Annotated in this window: 11 protein-coding genes; 6 read left to right on the top strand and 5 right to left on the bottom strand. The window is 70.5% G+C overall.

Annotation, left to right across the window (positions count from 1 at the left end; genetic code table 11):
- Positions 1-18 precede the first annotated feature (18 nt).
- The gene (locus tag RPQ07_RS13215; protein ID WP_313944326.1) at positions 19-1371 is read right to left on the bottom strand and encodes a glycoside hydrolase family 18 protein; all 1353 of its coding nucleotides are present in this window, start codon (positions 1369-1371) and stop codon (positions 19-21) included.
- A gap of 236 nt (positions 1372-1607) precedes the next feature.
- On the opposite strand from RPQ07_RS13215, the gene RPQ07_RS13210 reads away from it, so the two are divergent.
- The 6 genes from RPQ07_RS13210 (at position 1608) to RPQ07_RS13185 (ending at position 8538) form a co-directional block, all read left to right on the top strand.
- Complete coding sequence (locus RPQ07_RS13210; protein ID WP_313944325.1) at positions 1608-2360, top strand: GntR family transcriptional regulator; 753 nt, start codon at positions 1608-1610, stop codon at positions 2358-2360.
- Between the two features lie 169 nt (positions 2361-2529).
- Positions 2530-4305 (top strand): hypothetical protein, encoded by a 1776-nt coding sequence (locus RPQ07_RS13205; RefSeq protein ID WP_313944324.1) that lies wholly within the window; start codon positions 2530-2532, stop codon positions 4303-4305.
- A 177-nt stretch (positions 4306-4482) separates the two neighbouring features.
- A complete protein-coding gene (locus RPQ07_RS13200; protein ID WP_313944323.1) occupies positions 4483-4662 on the top strand; it encodes an SPOR domain-containing protein in 180 nt (59 codons plus the stop codon).
- Between the two features lie 34 nt (positions 4663-4696).
- Positions 4697-5116: a (deoxy)nucleoside triphosphate pyrophosphohydrolase gene (locus RPQ07_RS13195; RefSeq protein ID WP_313944322.1), complete on the top strand. Its 420-nt coding sequence runs from the start codon at positions 4697-4699 to the stop codon at positions 5114-5116.
- A 226-nt stretch (positions 5117-5342) separates the two neighbouring features.
- Positions 5343-5759: an ATP-binding protein gene (locus RPQ07_RS13190; protein WP_313944321.1), complete on the top strand. Its 417-nt coding sequence runs from the start codon at positions 5343-5345 to the stop codon at positions 5757-5759.
- Between the two features lie 148 nt (positions 5760-5907).
- Positions 5908-8538: a SpoIIE family protein phosphatase gene (locus tag RPQ07_RS13185; protein WP_313944320.1), complete on the top strand. Its 2631-nt coding sequence runs from the start codon at positions 5908-5910 to the stop codon at positions 8536-8538.
- Between the two features lie 113 nt (positions 8539-8651).
- On the opposite strand, the gene RPQ07_RS13180 is transcribed toward RPQ07_RS13185, so the two are convergent.
- From RPQ07_RS13180 to RPQ07_RS13165, 4 genes are all read right to left on the bottom strand, one after another.
- Positions 8652-9365: a PspA/IM30 family protein gene (locus RPQ07_RS13180; protein ID WP_313944319.1), complete on the bottom strand. Its 714-nt coding sequence runs from the start codon at positions 9363-9365 to the stop codon at positions 8652-8654.
- A 62-nt stretch (positions 9366-9427) separates the two neighbouring features.
- Positions 9428-11542: a TPM domain-containing protein gene (locus RPQ07_RS13175; protein ID WP_313944318.1), complete on the bottom strand. Its 2115-nt coding sequence runs from the start codon at positions 11540-11542 to the stop codon at positions 9428-9430.
- A gap of 235 nt (positions 11543-11777) precedes the next feature.
- Complete coding sequence (locus RPQ07_RS13170; RefSeq protein ID WP_313944317.1) at positions 11778-12548, bottom strand: succinate dehydrogenase/fumarate reductase iron-sulfur subunit; 771 nt, start codon at positions 12546-12548, stop codon at positions 11778-11780.
- Positions 12545-14473 (bottom strand): fumarate reductase/succinate dehydrogenase flavoprotein subunit, encoded by a 1929-nt coding sequence (locus RPQ07_RS13165; RefSeq protein ID WP_313944316.1) that lies wholly within the window; start codon positions 14471-14473, stop codon positions 12545-12547. The genes RPQ07_RS13170 and RPQ07_RS13165 overlap by 4 nt, the downstream gene beginning before the upstream one ends.
- Positions 14474-14478: the final 5 nt, after the last annotated feature.

The raw sequence follows: 14478 nt of genomic DNA, 5'->3' as shown, positions 1-14478 counted from the left end.
TGTTCCGCCTGCGCGCCGCTAGCGGCGCGAGAGCCCGCGGTCGACGGCCGTCATCAGCTCGCCGTTCGCGGTGTCCCCGTCCAGGGACCAGAACATGGCGCCACCCAGACCCCTGTCACGGATGTACGAGGACTTGGTCCGCAGTACCTGCGGGTCGTCGTACGTCCACAGGGTGGTGCCGTCGAAGAGCCAGGCATGCCCGCCGCGCCGGTCGCGGTGCACGGTGTACGTGCCCGCGTCGGCCAGCTTCTTGAGGGCCTTGTAGTCCTCGTACCCGGCGGCCCAGGTCGCGGGCGCGGGAGCGGTCGCCGGCTGGTTCAGGCCGTCACCGCCGCCCGTCACGCCCGTCCAGCCCTGGCCGTAGAACGGCATGCCCACCACCAGCTTGCGGGCCGGAGCACCGCGCCGCTGCCAGTCGCGCACCGTCTGGTCGACGCTGAAGTCGTTCCTGGCGAACAGCGCGGACTGCTGCGCCGTGGTCTTCTCCCCGGACACATGGAAGTCGTATCCCTGGAGGTTGACGAAGTCGAAGTCCCGCATGATCTTGTGGACCTCGAAGCCCGCGTCGATTTTCTCGGGCGCGGTCGGCACGAAGGCGCTCAGCTCGTAGTGCTTGCGCTTCTTCTGCGTCTTGGCGTACGCGTCCAGCTGGGTCCTGAACTCATGCACCAGGGCGGTGAAGTTCCGCTTGTCCTGCGGGCGGTAGACCGTGTCGGTGTCGCCCGCCGATCCGGGCCACTCCCAGTCGAGGTCGATGCCGTCGAAGAGCCCGGCCGCCGCGCCCGCGCCGCCGCGCGCGCCGTCCACCGGCAGATTGCCCTTGATGTAGAGGTCGATGCAGGAGGAGACGAACGCCTTGCGGGAGGCGGGTGTGAGGGCCGCGTCGGAGAAGTGGGTGGACCAGCTCCAGCCGCCCAGGGAGATCATCACCTTGAGGCCGGGGTGCTTGGCCTTGAGCTCCCGCAGCTGGTTGAAGTTGCCCGCGAGCGGCTGTTCGGCGGTGTCGGCGACGCCGTCCACCGAGTTCTCCGCGTCGAGCGGGCGGGCGTAGTCCGCCCAGGCGTCGGCCTCGCCGGGGATGTTCCCGGTGAAGCACCTGCCTTCGGCGTTCACGTTGCCGAAGGCGTAGTTGATGTGCGTGAGCTTGGCGGCCTGGCCGCTGGTGTCCATGTCCTGGACCTGGAAGTCCCGGCCGTAGACGCCCCATTGGGTGAAGTAGCCGACGCGCTTGTACGAGGGGCCGCCGTGGCTCTGGCCGGCCGCGGCCGGCGCCGATGTGCTGGTGCCGGCCGACGCGGCGGGGGCGAGCGCCGCGAGGAGTGAGAGCGAACAGGCTGCAACAGCCGTCCGGACAAAGGTTCTTCGACGCATGGGACTCATTCCTGTGCGTGTGCCGGAAGGTTCCGTGAACGGAGTTGTGCTGCCAGGAACGTATTGGTCTGGACCATTGTGGTCAATGGGTTGGCACGGAATGATCGGCCCCTGTCCGCGACAAACCGCGATGCACCGGCGACTCATCACTTCGAGTGAATCTTTGGCCCACAGTTGCGGTCAACAACCGTCGGTTGCGAGGCTGTTGCTGTCTGTCAATGCGATGGGAGTGGCCAGTGACATTCGGTGAGCAGCCCGCGTATCTCCGCGTTGCGGGCGATCTCCGCCAGAAGATCGTCAGCGGCTCGCTGCCGCCGCACACCCGGCTCCCTTCGCAGGCCCGTATCCGCGAGGAGTACGGGGTGTCCGACACGGTCGCCCTGGAGGCGCGCAAGGTCCTGATGGCGGAAGGTCTGGTCGAAGGCCGCTCCGGCTCCGGGACGTACGTCCGCGAGCGGCCCGTGCCGCGCCGCATCTCCCGCTCGGGCTACCGCCCGCCCGTGGGTGCGAACCCCTTCCGTCAGGAACAGGCGGCGGACGGCACCCGCGGCACCTGGGAGTCCAGCAGCGAACAGGAGGGCGCGAGCCCGGAGATCGCCGAGCGGCTCGGTATCGAGCCGGGCGCCCGGGTGATGCGGACCCGCTATGTGTTCCGCGACGCCGGTGAGGTCACCATGCTCTCCACCTCCTGGGAACCGCTCGAAGTGACCGGGCGCACCCCGGTGATGCTGCCGGAGGAGGGGCCGCTGGGCGGCTGCGGTGTCGTGGAGCGGATGGCGGCCATCGACATCGTCGTGGACAACGTGGCGGAGCAGGTCGGTGCGCGCCCGGGGCTGGCGGAGGAGCTCCTGGCGCTCGGCGGTGTGCCCGGCCATGTGGTCATGGTCGTGGAGCGGACCTACTACGCCTCGGGGCGGGCGGTCGAGACGGCCGATGTGGTCGTCCCTGCCGACCGCTTCCGGATCGCATACCACCTGCCGGTGAAGTGACCGCTACCCGAACAGACCGTCCGGGGTCCGTGATCACGAGTTAACGCCGCCCGCCGTGCCGTAACCACCGGGCAATCGCCCCCTGCTCCGCCCTGTCATGTCCGGCTCCTACCTTCCCGTCCGTGCACCGCATGTATCCGCACACGGACCGACGGACGGGAAGCCATCGATGACGGACACCGCCACATCTGTCACCAGGACGCCGGACGAAGGGGGTCGACCGGCGGCCGACGCGGGAGGAGCGGTCGCCGAGGGGCCGGGACCCCGCCGCAGCTACGCGAGACTGGCCGCCGACGAGAGCCGTGAGGACTACTCGCTGCGCTATGCGCCGCACTCGTTCCGGCGCTGGTCGCCCTCGATGGTCGCCGGCACCGCACTCGGCGGTATCGCGTATCTCGCCGACTTCGCCATCGGTGCGTCGATCGTCTTCACCTACGGCTTCACGAGCGGACTCGCCTCCATCCTCACGGCCGCGGCGATCATCTTCCTCACGGGGATCCCGATCGCGCGGGCGTGCGCGAAGTACGGCCTGGACATGGACCTCGTCACGCGCGGCGCCGGATTCGGCTACTTCGGCTCGACGCTGACCTCCCTGATCTACGCCTCCTTCACCTTCATCTTCTTCGCGCTCGAAGGCTCGATCATGGCCCAGGCGATGCACCAGGCCGTCGGGCTGCCGGTCGAGATCGGCTATCTCGTCACCACGCTGATCGTCATCCCGATCGTCTTCCGGGGCATGGGCGCGCTGGCGAAGGTGCAGGCGTGGACCCAGCCCATCTGGATCATCGGGATGGTGCTGCCCTTCGTGGTGCTGGCCTTCGAAGCCCCGGACGCCTGGGGCGCGTTCGGCTCCTTCGGCGGTACGGAGGGGGCCGGGTCGGGCTTCTCCTGGATCGGCTTCGGTCTGGGCACTGGAGTGGCGCTCTCGCTGATCGCCCAGATCGGTGAACAGGCCGACTACCTCCGGTTCATGCCGGCCAAGACCGAGCAGAACAGGCGGCGTTGGAATCTGGCCGTTCTCGCGGCCGGTCCGGGCTGGGTGATCATCGGCGCCGCCAAGCAGATCGGCGGCGCGTTCCTCGCCTTCGTCGCGCTGGAGGCCGTCGGCAAGACGCACGCCCTGGAGCCGATCGCGCCACAACTGGAGGCGCTGAAGCCCTGGCTGGGGTCGGTGGCGCTGCCCGCGGCCGCGCTCTTCGTCATCGTCTCGCAGATCAAGATCAATGTGACCAACGCCTACAGCGGCTCACTGTCCTGGTCGAACTTCTTCTCCCGGATCACCCACCGCCACCCGGGCCGGGTCTGGTACATCTTCCTCAATCTCGCCATCGCGCTGACGCTGATGGAGATGAACATGTTCGCCGCCCTGGGCAAGCTGCTCGGCTTCTACTCGAACGTGGGCATCGCCTGGATCGCGGCCGTGGCCGCCGACCTGGTCATCAACAAGCGGATCGGACTCAGCCCGCCGTACATCGAGTTCAAACGGGCCTATCTCCGCTCCGTCAATCCGGCCGGCTTCGGCGCGATGGTCATCGCCTCCACCGTCTCGATCCTCGCGTTCTTCGGACTCTTCGGCCGGTACGCCGAGGCCTTCTCCACCTTCATCGCCGCCGGACTCGCGCTCGTGCTGTGCCCGTTGATCGCCTGGGCGACGAAGGGCCGGTACTACCTCGCCCGGCCGAACCCGGTGAACGGCCCCGGCGTGGAGGTCGGGGACATCACCGCGACCCACACCTGCGGGGTGTGCGAGACGGCGTACGAACTCCCGGACATCGCCGACTGCCCGGTGCAGTCCGGCCCGATCTGCTCGCTGTGCTGCTCCCTGGACGCCGAGTGCGGTGACGTCTGCCGCAAGGACCCGGCGTCCGGACCGGTCCTGATGCCGGTGCCGACGGTCCGGCGAGCCCTGGCGGCGGTGCCGGCCGGTCCGTCCGCGGGTGCGTAGGACCTGCCGGAAACCAGCCGGAAGGGGGCGCATCCACGCCGGATGCGCCCCTCTTTCTTATCTCTTTGTGTAAACACGTATCCGCTGAGTAAAGGTCAGGCGTACGCTCGGGCATATGCGTAGTGCGGTTTCCTGGCGATCGTTACAGACACACCGACCCACCGAGGGAGGGGCGCGATGAACGACGGCGGCCCCGTGCTCCCGTGGCTGGTCATACGACAGGACGACAACGGCAACCGCTATCGCGTCGGCCGGTACGCCACGCAGGACGAGGCCCAGCACATCGCCGACACGCTCGACGGCAAGGGTCACAGGCAGCTCTACTGGGTCGAGCGTATCGGGCAGACCACGCGCTGACCGCCGGTTCGCACAGCGCAGTACGCTCCGGCGCATGACTGATCGTGTCGTGGTGGCCGGAGCCCTGTACGACGGGGGGCGCCTGCTGGCGGCCCGCCGCAGCGCCCCTGTCGAACTCGCCGGCCGCTGGGAACTGCCCGGCGGCAAGCTCGAACCGGGTGAGCTGCCCGAGGAGGCGCTGGTCCGCGAGCTGCGCGAGGAGCTCGGCGTCGAGACGGAGCCGCTGGCGCGCATCCCGGGGGAGTGGCCCCTGAAGCCGGGATATGTCCTGCACGTCTGGACGGCCCGGCTGGTCTCCGGGGAACCCCGGCCGCTGGAGGACCACGACGCGCTGCGCTGGCTGGGCCCGGACGAGACCGACACCGTCGACTGGCTCGACCAGGACCGCCCGGCGGTCGCGGAGGCGGCCCGTCTGCTGCGCGAGAGCGGCGGCCGTGTCGGTCGCCGGCTGTGACGGTGACATCGGTGGCGCCGGCGTCGGTGGTCGTGACCGTGGCATCGGTGGCCGAACCCGGCGAGGCGGTGGCGCGGGCATCTCGGCAGGCAGCGCACGGGAGTGATCTGTACGCCGTTCGTGCCACGGTGCACCCATTGCTGTCCCGAGTGGGATATCTCGGTTCGAATATCGGGTATGTGCTGATTAACCCCCCGAAATAGGGCGCCTGCTGCTGGTCTGGGAAGTGAGCGGCGTGATCGACACCGACGGCGACTGTGCCGAGTGGACCTTCCCTGCCGAGCCCAACGCCGTCCGTACCGCCCGTCATGCCGTCAGGGACACCCTGCGCGCCTGGGGACTGGACCACGCGACCGAGGACATGACGGTGCTGCTGGTCAGTGAGCTGGTGACGAACTCCCTGCGCCACGCATCAGGTCCGATCGGGGTGCGGCTCATCCGTCTCGAGCCCGCCGGCAGCGCTCCTTCGCTGCTGGTGGAGGTGTCCGACCCCGTTCCCGATCCGCCCACCGAGCGGTCGGCCACCACCGACGACGAGGGCGGACGCGGGCTCCAACTGGTGGCCGTCAGTGCCCGACGCTGGGGCACCCGCCGTGGCAGAACGGGCAAGACCGTGTGGTTCGAGCTGCCTCTCGCTGGTTAAAAGTCCGAAGGGACGACGATCACGGACCCCCTCGGCTCAAAATGAACGAGACCGGGCTGTGATCGTGAACGCCGTGTGCGTCAGGGCCGTAGTGCTGAATACTGCGGTCATGGCCGGTCCGGTGCGGTGAGCTGGAGGGGACGGTCGCGTGAGCGAAATACCTGAGACGACGAGCGATGTCGTATGGCAGAGCAGTCCGCCTGGCTCGATCTATGACTACATCAAGGTCGCTTCCTTCTCGATCGGCCCCGACGGCCTGGTCGACCAGTGGAGCCGGCGTGCGGTGGACCTCTTCGGCATGACATCGGCCGAGGTCAGGGGCAAGGACCCGGTCGAGGTCTTCATGCCCACCGAGCTCCGTCCGCGCGGGCACCGCCAGGTGGCGGAGATCCTCGACGGCAAGGAGTGGACGGGGCTCGTCCCGTTCCGCATGCCGGGGGAGGGCGGCGCGCACGGCGTCGCCGAGGTCTATGTGATGCCGAGTGAGACGGAGAGTGGCGAGAGGGCCGCGCTCTGCATCGTCGTCGACGTCCGCGCGCTGCGCGGGATTGAGACCGATCTGGCCGCATCGCAGGCGATTTTCGGCCAATCTCCTTTCGGGTTCCTCCTCTTCGGCACCGACCTCAAGGTGCAGCGCACCAACGAGCGGTTCGCCACGGTCTTCGGCGGCACCGCCGACGAGCACCGCGGACGGACCGTCCACGACTATCTGTCCCGCCCCGAGGCGGAACGGATGAATGCCTCGCTGCGCCGGGTGCTGGAGACCGGCGAGGCCGCGATCGATCTCCAGATCGTCGGGGCGGCACCGAACAGCACCGACCGTCGGCACTGGTCGATCAACCTCTACCGGGTGCACAGCGGATCCGGCCGGCCCATCGGGGTGGCCGGAATCGGTACCGATGTGACGCGCCGCCACGTCGCCGCCCGCGAGGCCGCCAGCGCCCGTCGCAATCTCGCCCTGCTGAACGAGGCCAGCGCCCGCATCGGCAACTCCCTGGACCTGGAGACCACCGCACGCGAACTCCTCGACGTGGCCGTGCCCGGCTTCTGCGACCTCGCGTCCGTCGACCTCTACCAGGGGCTGCTCACCGGTGACGAGGCACCGCCCGGACGCTGGGACGCGCCCCACCCGGAGAGCTACGGGGGAGGCAGCGCCGAACTGCGCCGCGTCGCCTTCGCCAGCGCCGTCTCCGACGCCCCCCTGATCACCACACCGGGCTGCAGCAAGCAGGACGGCACCCCCACCGCGGTCGGCGAGGTGCACCGCTACTCCTTCAACTCGCCCTGCTCGACAGCCCTGCGGAGCGCCCGGGTGCAGGCGATACCCGGCGAGGAGGGCACGCTCGTCCAGTCCACGCTCGCCGTGCCGATGGTCGCGCACGACACCGTCGTCGGGCTGGTGCAGTTCTCCCGGACCAAGGGGAGCGAGCCCTTCGGCGAGCGGGACCAGGCACTCGCCGTCGAACTCGCCGCGCGCGCCGCGGTCTGTATGGACAACGCCCGCCTCTACCGCAGGGAGCACGAGCGGGCCCTCATCCTCCAGCGCAGCCTGCTGCCGCCGGGCGACCCGGAGGCCGCCGGCCTCGACATCGCGTGTCGCTATCTCCCCGGGAACACCGCCACCGAGGTGGGCGGTGACTGGTTCGACGTCATCGAACTCCCCGGTCACCGCACCGCCCTGGTCGTCGGTGACGTGATGGGCCGAGGACTGCGCGCCGCGGTCGCCATGGGTGAACTGCGCACCGCGGTACGCACCTTGGCGCTGCTGGACCTGGAACCGGCCGAGGTGCTCTCGGCACTCGACGAGATCGCCCGCGGTCTCGGCAGCCCCAGCGGGACCCAGCAGGCCTCGCGCGTCGCCCACAAGTCCCGCGAGGCGGACCTCTCCGAGGTCTATCTCGCCACCTGCGTCTACGCCGTCTACGACCCGGTCACCCGGCGCTGCACCTTCGCCAACGCCGGTCATCTGCCCCCCGTCCTGGTCGAACCGGGCGAGGAGGCACTGCTCCTCGACGTCCCGCCCGGGATGCCGCTCGGCGTCGGCGGCGAGCCCTTCGAGGAGGTCGAGGTCGAACTCCCCGAGGGCGCGCTCCTCGCGCTCTACACCGACGGGCTCGTCGAGTCGCGGGACCACCCCCTCGACGAAGGCCTGCGGGCCTTCCGCTCGGCGCTAACCGACCCGGCCCGCACGGGACCCGGCCCGCACAGCTCTCCGGCGCTGCGCCCCGACGCGCCGCCCGCGATCGGCGCGGTCCGCTCGCTCGAGGACGTCTGCGACCACGTACTGACGACTCTGGACACCCGCCACGGCGAGGACGACATCGCCCTCCTGATGGCCCGGATACAGGGGCTGCCGCTGGAGGCGGTGGGCGACTGGCGGCTGCCGCGCGAGCCCCGTTCCGTGGGCAGGGCCCGCGAGCTGGCCCGGGCCCAGCTGGTTTCCTGGGACCTGGAAGCGCTCGTGGACACGGTCGAGCTGCTGGTGAGCGAACTGGTCACCAACGCCCTGCGGTACGGCGAGGGCGAGATCCGTCTGCGGCTGCTGCGGGACCGCACCCTCGTCTGCGAGGTCTGGGACGCGGGCCTCGTCCAGCCGCGCCGCCGGCGGGCACGCGACACCGACGAGGGAGGCCGCGGACTCCAGCTGGTCGGGCTGCTGAGCGCGGCCTGGGGGTCGCGCCGGACCCCGCGCGGCAAGACGGTCTGGTTCGAACTCCCGCTGCCCGACGGGGACTCGACCGCCGAGCCGACCGTGGAGCAGCTGCTCAGCATGTTCTGACAGCGGTGCGGGGACGCACGCCCCCGACAAGCGTGCCGGTGCGGGGACGCGCATGCCGGACCAAGGCGCAGGTGCCGGGACGCGCGCTCCCCGGAGGAGCCCACGTCCCGCCCTCAGGACGCGGCCTTCAGTGCCGCCAGCCGTGCCTCGACCTCCGCCGTGTCCCCCAGGCTGTCCAGCTGCTCGAACTGCGCGTCCAGCGAGGACGCCGCCAGCTCCTGCTTCCCCATGGCCCTGGCCTCCTCCCGGCGGACCTTGTCCTCGAAGCGGGACAGATCGCTCGTCGGGTCGAGGACATTGATGTTCTTCACCGCGTCCAGCATCTGGTTCTGCGCCTGCGCCGACTTCGCCCGCGCCACCAGTTCGTCGCGCTTGGCCTTCAACTCGGTGAGCTTGGTCTTCATCTGCTCCAGTCCGCTCTTGAGCTTGTCCACGATCTCCGTCTGGGAGGCGATCGTCGGCTCGGCGGTCTTCGCCTCCTTCTCGGACTGGAGCTGTCGCTGAAGGGCCACCTTGGCGAGATTGTCGAAGGTGTCCGCCTCCGCGCTCCGGCCGGCCGACCTCAGCTCGTCGGCCTTCCGGCTCGCCGCGAGCGCCTTGGTGCCCCACTCCTTCGCGGCGGCGACGTCCTCCCGGTGGTCCTCCTCCATCAGCCGCAGATTGCCGATGGTGCCCGCCACCGCCTGCTCCGCCTCGTTGATGTTGTTCGTGTAGTCCCTGATCAGCTGGTCGAGCATCTTCTGCGGGTCCTCGGCCTGGTCGAGGAGGGCATTGATGTTGGCCTTGGCCAGCTGGGTGACCCGGCCGAGAATCGTCTGCTTCGTCATCGCACTTCTCCTTGTGAGGGCTGATGTCAGGGATGCGCGCGCCGCACGCACCGGAAACCACGTCAGAACCGGCCACCACCCCTGCGGCCGCGCGTGCCCCCGCCGCCGAAACTGCCGGGCCCGCCGCCGAAGCCGCCACCCCCGAAACCCCCGCCGAATCCGCCCCCGAGGCCTCCGCCTCCGTAACCCCCGCCATACCCTCCGCCCCTTCCTCCGCCGAACAGTCCGCCGAGGATGATCCCGCCGAGCACCGCGCCCCCGAGCCCACCCCCCGCACTTCCCGCTCCTTGTACACCGCCCGGCCCGAACGGGTTCCCGAATCCGCGCACGTCCTCCTCGGCCAGGCTCTGCGCCTGCCGTGCCAGTGCGTCCGCCTGCTGCGCCTCGGCCAGCGCGCCCTGCACGTCGCCCGACGCGGCCAGCTCCTCCGAGCGGGCCAGCCTCCGCTGCGCCTCCGCCAGCCGGGTCCTCGCCTCGCTGCCCACCGCCCCGCGGTGCGTGGTGATGTAGTCGGCGGCCGCGCCGACGGACGACCGGGCACCGAGCGCCGCCCGGTCGAGCAGCGCGCCCGCCCGGCGTACCCCCTGCTCGTTCTCCCGGGCACCGGCGAGGGCCTCGTCGAGCGCGGCATCCGCCTCCTCGATCCGGCGCAGGGCGTCGATCGGGTCGTAAGGCCCCGTCTCCGTCTCCCGGCGCACCTCGCCGGCCACCGTCTCGGCGCGGGCGACGCTGCCCTGGAGACCGGCCGTCGACACCCCGGCCGACGTCCCCTTCAGCAGTCCCCGCGCCTCCGCCAGGTCCGCGTCCGTCTCCGTCAGCGCGCCCGGCAGCTTGCCGGCCGCCTCCGCGAGCTCCTGCGCCCGCCGGTCCACGGCCTCGATCAGTTGGCGCGCCTGGGCCAGAGCGCCCTCCGCCGCCCTTACGTGCACGGCCGCCCTGGCGTGGTCGGAGGCTGCGACGGCCTGGTCCGCCTCGTCGAGCCCCGCCCCGGCGAAACGCAGCCGGTCCCTGGCCTGTTCGACGCTGTTCGCGACGGGAGCGGCGGCGGAGGGGGCGTACCGCTCGCGCATCACCGTGAGCGTGGCCTCGGTCGTGACCAGTCGGCCCTCGAGGTCGTCGAAGGCCGTCCGGGCGGTGGCGAGGGCCTGGGGTGCGTTCTCTTCCAGGGCACGCAGCCGGTCGAAGTCCTCCGACTCGGCGTCGAGGCGCCGGTCGGCCTCCGTGCACCGGGAGACGATCTCGTCGAGCATCCGCCGACGGGTGGCGTCGTCCTCGGGATGGGCGTCGTCGAGCTGATGGCGGAGCCTGAACGCGGCCGTCAGCTCGCTCCGTGCGTGCTCGACCGCGTCCCGGAACGGCTTCGCCGCCTCGTCGCCGAACTGGGCTGTGGCGAAGCCGAGTTCCTCCTCGCTGGTGCGCAGCGCGTCGTCGGTGTCCACGAGTGCCTGCTTGGACCGGGCGTCCAGCGCGGGCAGCGGCACCGGCGACTGCGCCCCGTCACCCCAGCCCGCCCTGCCGCCCTGGGGCGTGGTGCGGGTGGCCGTGCGCCTGCGGCGTCTGACGAGGGCGAACGCCCCGATCGCGGCCGCGCCGCCGACCACCACGACCGGCAGGACCAGGTCGCCCGCGCCCGTCGCGTCGGATCCTCCGGGGTCGGGGTCGCCCGGCGTGAGGGCCGGCGCGGGCACCGGCCGCCCGTTCAGGACCGCGCCGTATCCGTCCGCCGCGCCGATCGCCGCGCCCGCCCAGTCGTTCTCCCGCAGCGCGGGCTCGACGGCCGTGCGCGCCACGTCCGCGAGCTGGGCGTCCGTCAGCGGGGAGGCGGCGTCGACGAAGTATGCGTACTGCCGGTCGTGCGTGGCGACGGCGAGCAGGATGTCGTTCTGGCCGAGGCCGTTCTTCTGCGCGGTGGCCTCGGCCCAGTCCTGCGCGGAGCGGCCGGAGAAGTCCCGTACGTACACGACGAAGAGCTGCTGCCGTGTCGTGTCGTAGAGCCGGTCGAGAGCCTGGACGACCGCCTGCTCGCGGTCGCCGAGCGCGTCCACCCGGTCGGTGATCTGGCCGTCGCGGGACAGGCTGACGGGCTCGTCGGCCAGGGCGTCGCGGGCGGCGGGCACGGCCAGCCACCACGTCGCCACCAGCACCGCCAGGAGCACTCGGGTGGCTATTCGCGTCACATGGGGAGGTTATGTCCGGCCTTGTCCTGGCGCGACCGGACCGCTACGCACGGTGCATGACCATCGCTGTCAGTGGCCGCGTCTACGGTCGAGGCGTACGGCGGTGCCTGCTGACCGTCCGGCCCACCCGCGCGGCCGCCCGGACGCCACCGAACAGCCATGCACCCCGCCCGCCGATCACCGGCACCTGCCCGTGCTGTGGGTGTCCGCGCGTGCGGACACCCACAGGACCCGGTCAGTCCTTCCGGCGGCCGATCTTGCTGCCCAGCCAGACCAGCGGGTCGTACTTCCGGTCGACCGCCCGTTCCTTCAGCGGGATCAGGGCGTTGTCCGTGATCTTGATGCCCTCCGGGCACACCTCCGTACAGCACTTGGTGATGTTGCAGTAGCCGAGACCGTGCTCGTCCTGGGCCGTCTTCTTGCGGTCCAGCCCCGCCTCGGACGCCGCGTCGAGAGGGTGCATGTCCAGCTCCGCCACCCGCATCAGGAAGCGCGGGCCGGCGAAGGCCGTCTTGTTCTCCTCGTGGTCGCGCACCACATGGCAGGTGTCCTGGCACAGGAAGCACTCGATGCACTTGCGGAACTCCTGCGAGCGGTCCACATCGACCTGCTGCATGCGGTACTCACCGGCGGCGACCCCCGGCGGCGGAACGAAGGACGGCACCTCCCGCGCCTTCGTGTAGTTGAAGTTCACGTCCGTCACGAGGTCGCGCACCACGGGGAACGCCCGCAGCGGGGTCACCGTGATCGTCTCCTCGCGGGTGAAGACGGACATCCGCGTCATGCACATCAGCCGCGGCCGGCCGTTGATCTCCGCGCTGCACGAACCGCACTTGCCCGCCTTGCAGTTCCAGCGGACCGCGAGGTCGGACGCCTGGGTGGCCTGGAGGCGGTGGATGATGTCGAGCACGACCTCGCCGTCGTTGACCTCGACGGAGAAGTCCTCCAGCCCGCCCCTGTCCTTGTCGCCGCGCCACACCCTGAAGCCGGCTTGGTACGAACTCACTCGTAGAGCTCCTCTTCGGCGAGGTACTTGACCAGCTCCTCCTTGTCGAACAGAGCGAGCAGGTCCGGACGGATGGGATCGGTCGTCCTGCGTTCCAGCGCGATCTGGCCGCGTACCGGATCGGTCGCCGCCAGTCCGCCGGTGGGGTCGACCAGCCGGCACATCAGATTGACCGGCCGCCAGTCGCGCTCCATCGCGGGGCAGTCCTCACGGGTGTGCCCGCCGCGGCTCTCGGTGCGTTCCAGCGCCGCCCGCGCGATGCACTCGCTGACCAGCAGCATGTTCCGCAGATCCAGCGAGAGGTGCCAGCCCGGGTTGAACTGCCGGTGGCCCTCGACACCCGCGCGCCGTGCGCGGACCCGGAGGTCGGCCAGCTTCTCCAGCGCCTGTTCCATCTCGCCCGCGCGCCGGATGATGCCGACGAGGTCGTTCATCGTCTGCTGGAGCTCCTGATGGAGGGTGTACGGATTCTCCGGCTGTGCGCCCTCCTCGGGACCCTCCGCGCTGAAGGGGCGCAGGGCCTCCGCCGCGGCCGCGTCGATCTGTGCCTCGTCGACAGCGGGCCGTACCGCGAGCCCCGCCGCGTGCTCGGCCGCGTACAGCCCCGCGCGCCGGCCGAAGACCAGCAGGTCGGAGAGCGAGTTGCCGCCGAGCCTGTTGGAGCCGTGCATCCCGCCGGCGACCTCGCCGGCCGCGAACAGACCGGGCACCCCCACGGCGGACGCGCTGTCGGACTCGACGGCGATGCCGCCCATCACGTAGTGGCAGGTCGGTCCGACCTCCATGGCCTCGGCCGTGATGTCGACGTCCGCCAGTTCCTTGAACTGGTGGTACATCGACGGCAGTCGGCGCCGGATCACCTCGGCGGGCATCCGCGTCGACACGTCCAGGAACACCCCGCCGTGCGGGGAGCCGCGACCCGCCTTCACCTCGGCGTTGATGGCACGGGCCACCTCGTCACGCGGCAGCAGCTCGGGGGGACGCCGGTTGTTGTCCGGGTCCTCGTACCAGCGGTCGCCCTCCTCCTCCGACTGCGCGTACTTCTCCTTGAAGACGTCGGGGATGTAGTCGAACATGAACCGCTTGCCCTCGGAGTTGCGCAGCACCCCGCCGTCGCCGCGCACGGACTCGGTGACGAGGATCCCCTTCACCGACGGCGGCCAGACCATGCCGGTCGGGTGGAACTGCACGAACTCCATGTTGAGCAGCGGTGCCCCGGCGAGCAGCGCCAGCGCGTGGCCGTCGCCGGTGTACTCCCAGGAGTTCGACGTCACCTTGAAGGACTTGCCGATGCCGCCGGTGGAGAGCACCACCGCGGGGGCTTCGAGGACGAAGAACCGTCCGGACTCGCGTTCGTAGCAGAACGTGCCGGAGACCCGGTCCCCGTCCTTGAGGACCCGGGTGACGGTGCACTCCTGGAAGACCTTCAGCCGGGACTCGTAGTCCCCGGTCTCCTTGAAGTCCTCCTGCTGGAGCGAGACGATCTTCTGCTGAAGGGTGCGGATCAGCTCCAGGCCGGTCCGGTCACCGACGTGCGCCAGCCGGGGGTACTCGTGCCCGCCGAAGTTGCGCTGCGAGATCTTTCCGTCGGCGGTGCGGTCGAAGAGCGCGCCCCAGGTCTCCAGCTCCCAGACGCGGTCCGGCGCCTCGCGCGCGTGGAGTTCCGCCATCCGCCACTGGTTGAGGAACTTGCCGCCGCGCATGGTGTCGCGGAAGTGGACCTGCCAGTTGTCCCCGGAGTTCACGTTGCCCATGGAGGCGGCGATGCCGCCCTCCGCCATCACCGTGTGGGCCTTGCCGAACAGGGACTTGCAGATGACCGCCGTACGGGCGCCCTTCTCGCGGGCCTCGATGGCGGCGCGCAGGCCCGCGCCGCCCGCGCCCACCACCACGACGTCCCACTGCTGGCGTTCGAGCTCTGTCATGTCAG

Origin of the sequence: Streptomyces sp. AM8-1-1, from assembly GCF_032229325.1 — a bacterium.
Classification (GTDB): Bacteria; Actinomycetota; Actinomycetes; order Streptomycetales; family Streptomycetaceae; genus Streptomyces; species Streptomyces achmelvichensis.
This window is presented reverse-complemented; position numbering and strand designations above follow the sequence as displayed.

Bases quoted from the DNA above. Each gene is read 5' to 3' on its own strand.
- RPQ07_RS13165 (WP_313944316.1), bottom strand. From the start codon at position 14,473: ATGACAGAGCTCGAACGCCAGCAGTGGGACGTCGTGGTGGTGGGCGCG.
- RPQ07_RS13200 (WP_313944323.1), top strand. From the start codon at position 4,483: ATGAACGACGGCGGCCCCGTGCTCCCGTGGCTGGTCATACGACAGGAC.
- RPQ07_RS13205 (WP_313944324.1), top strand. From the start codon at position 2,530: ATGACGGACACCGCCACATCTGTCACCAGGACGCCGGACGAAGGGGGT.
- RPQ07_RS13180 (WP_313944319.1), bottom strand. From the start codon at position 9,365: ATGACGAAGCAGACGATTCTCGGCCGGGTCACCCAGCTGGCCAAGGCC.
- RPQ07_RS13215 (WP_313944326.1), bottom strand. From the start codon at position 1,371: ATGCGTCGAAGAACCTTTGTCCGGACGGCTGTTGCAGCCTGTTCGCTC.
- RPQ07_RS13195 (WP_313944322.1), top strand. From the start codon at position 4,697: ATGACTGATCGTGTCGTGGTGGCCGGAGCCCTGTACGACGGGGGGCGC.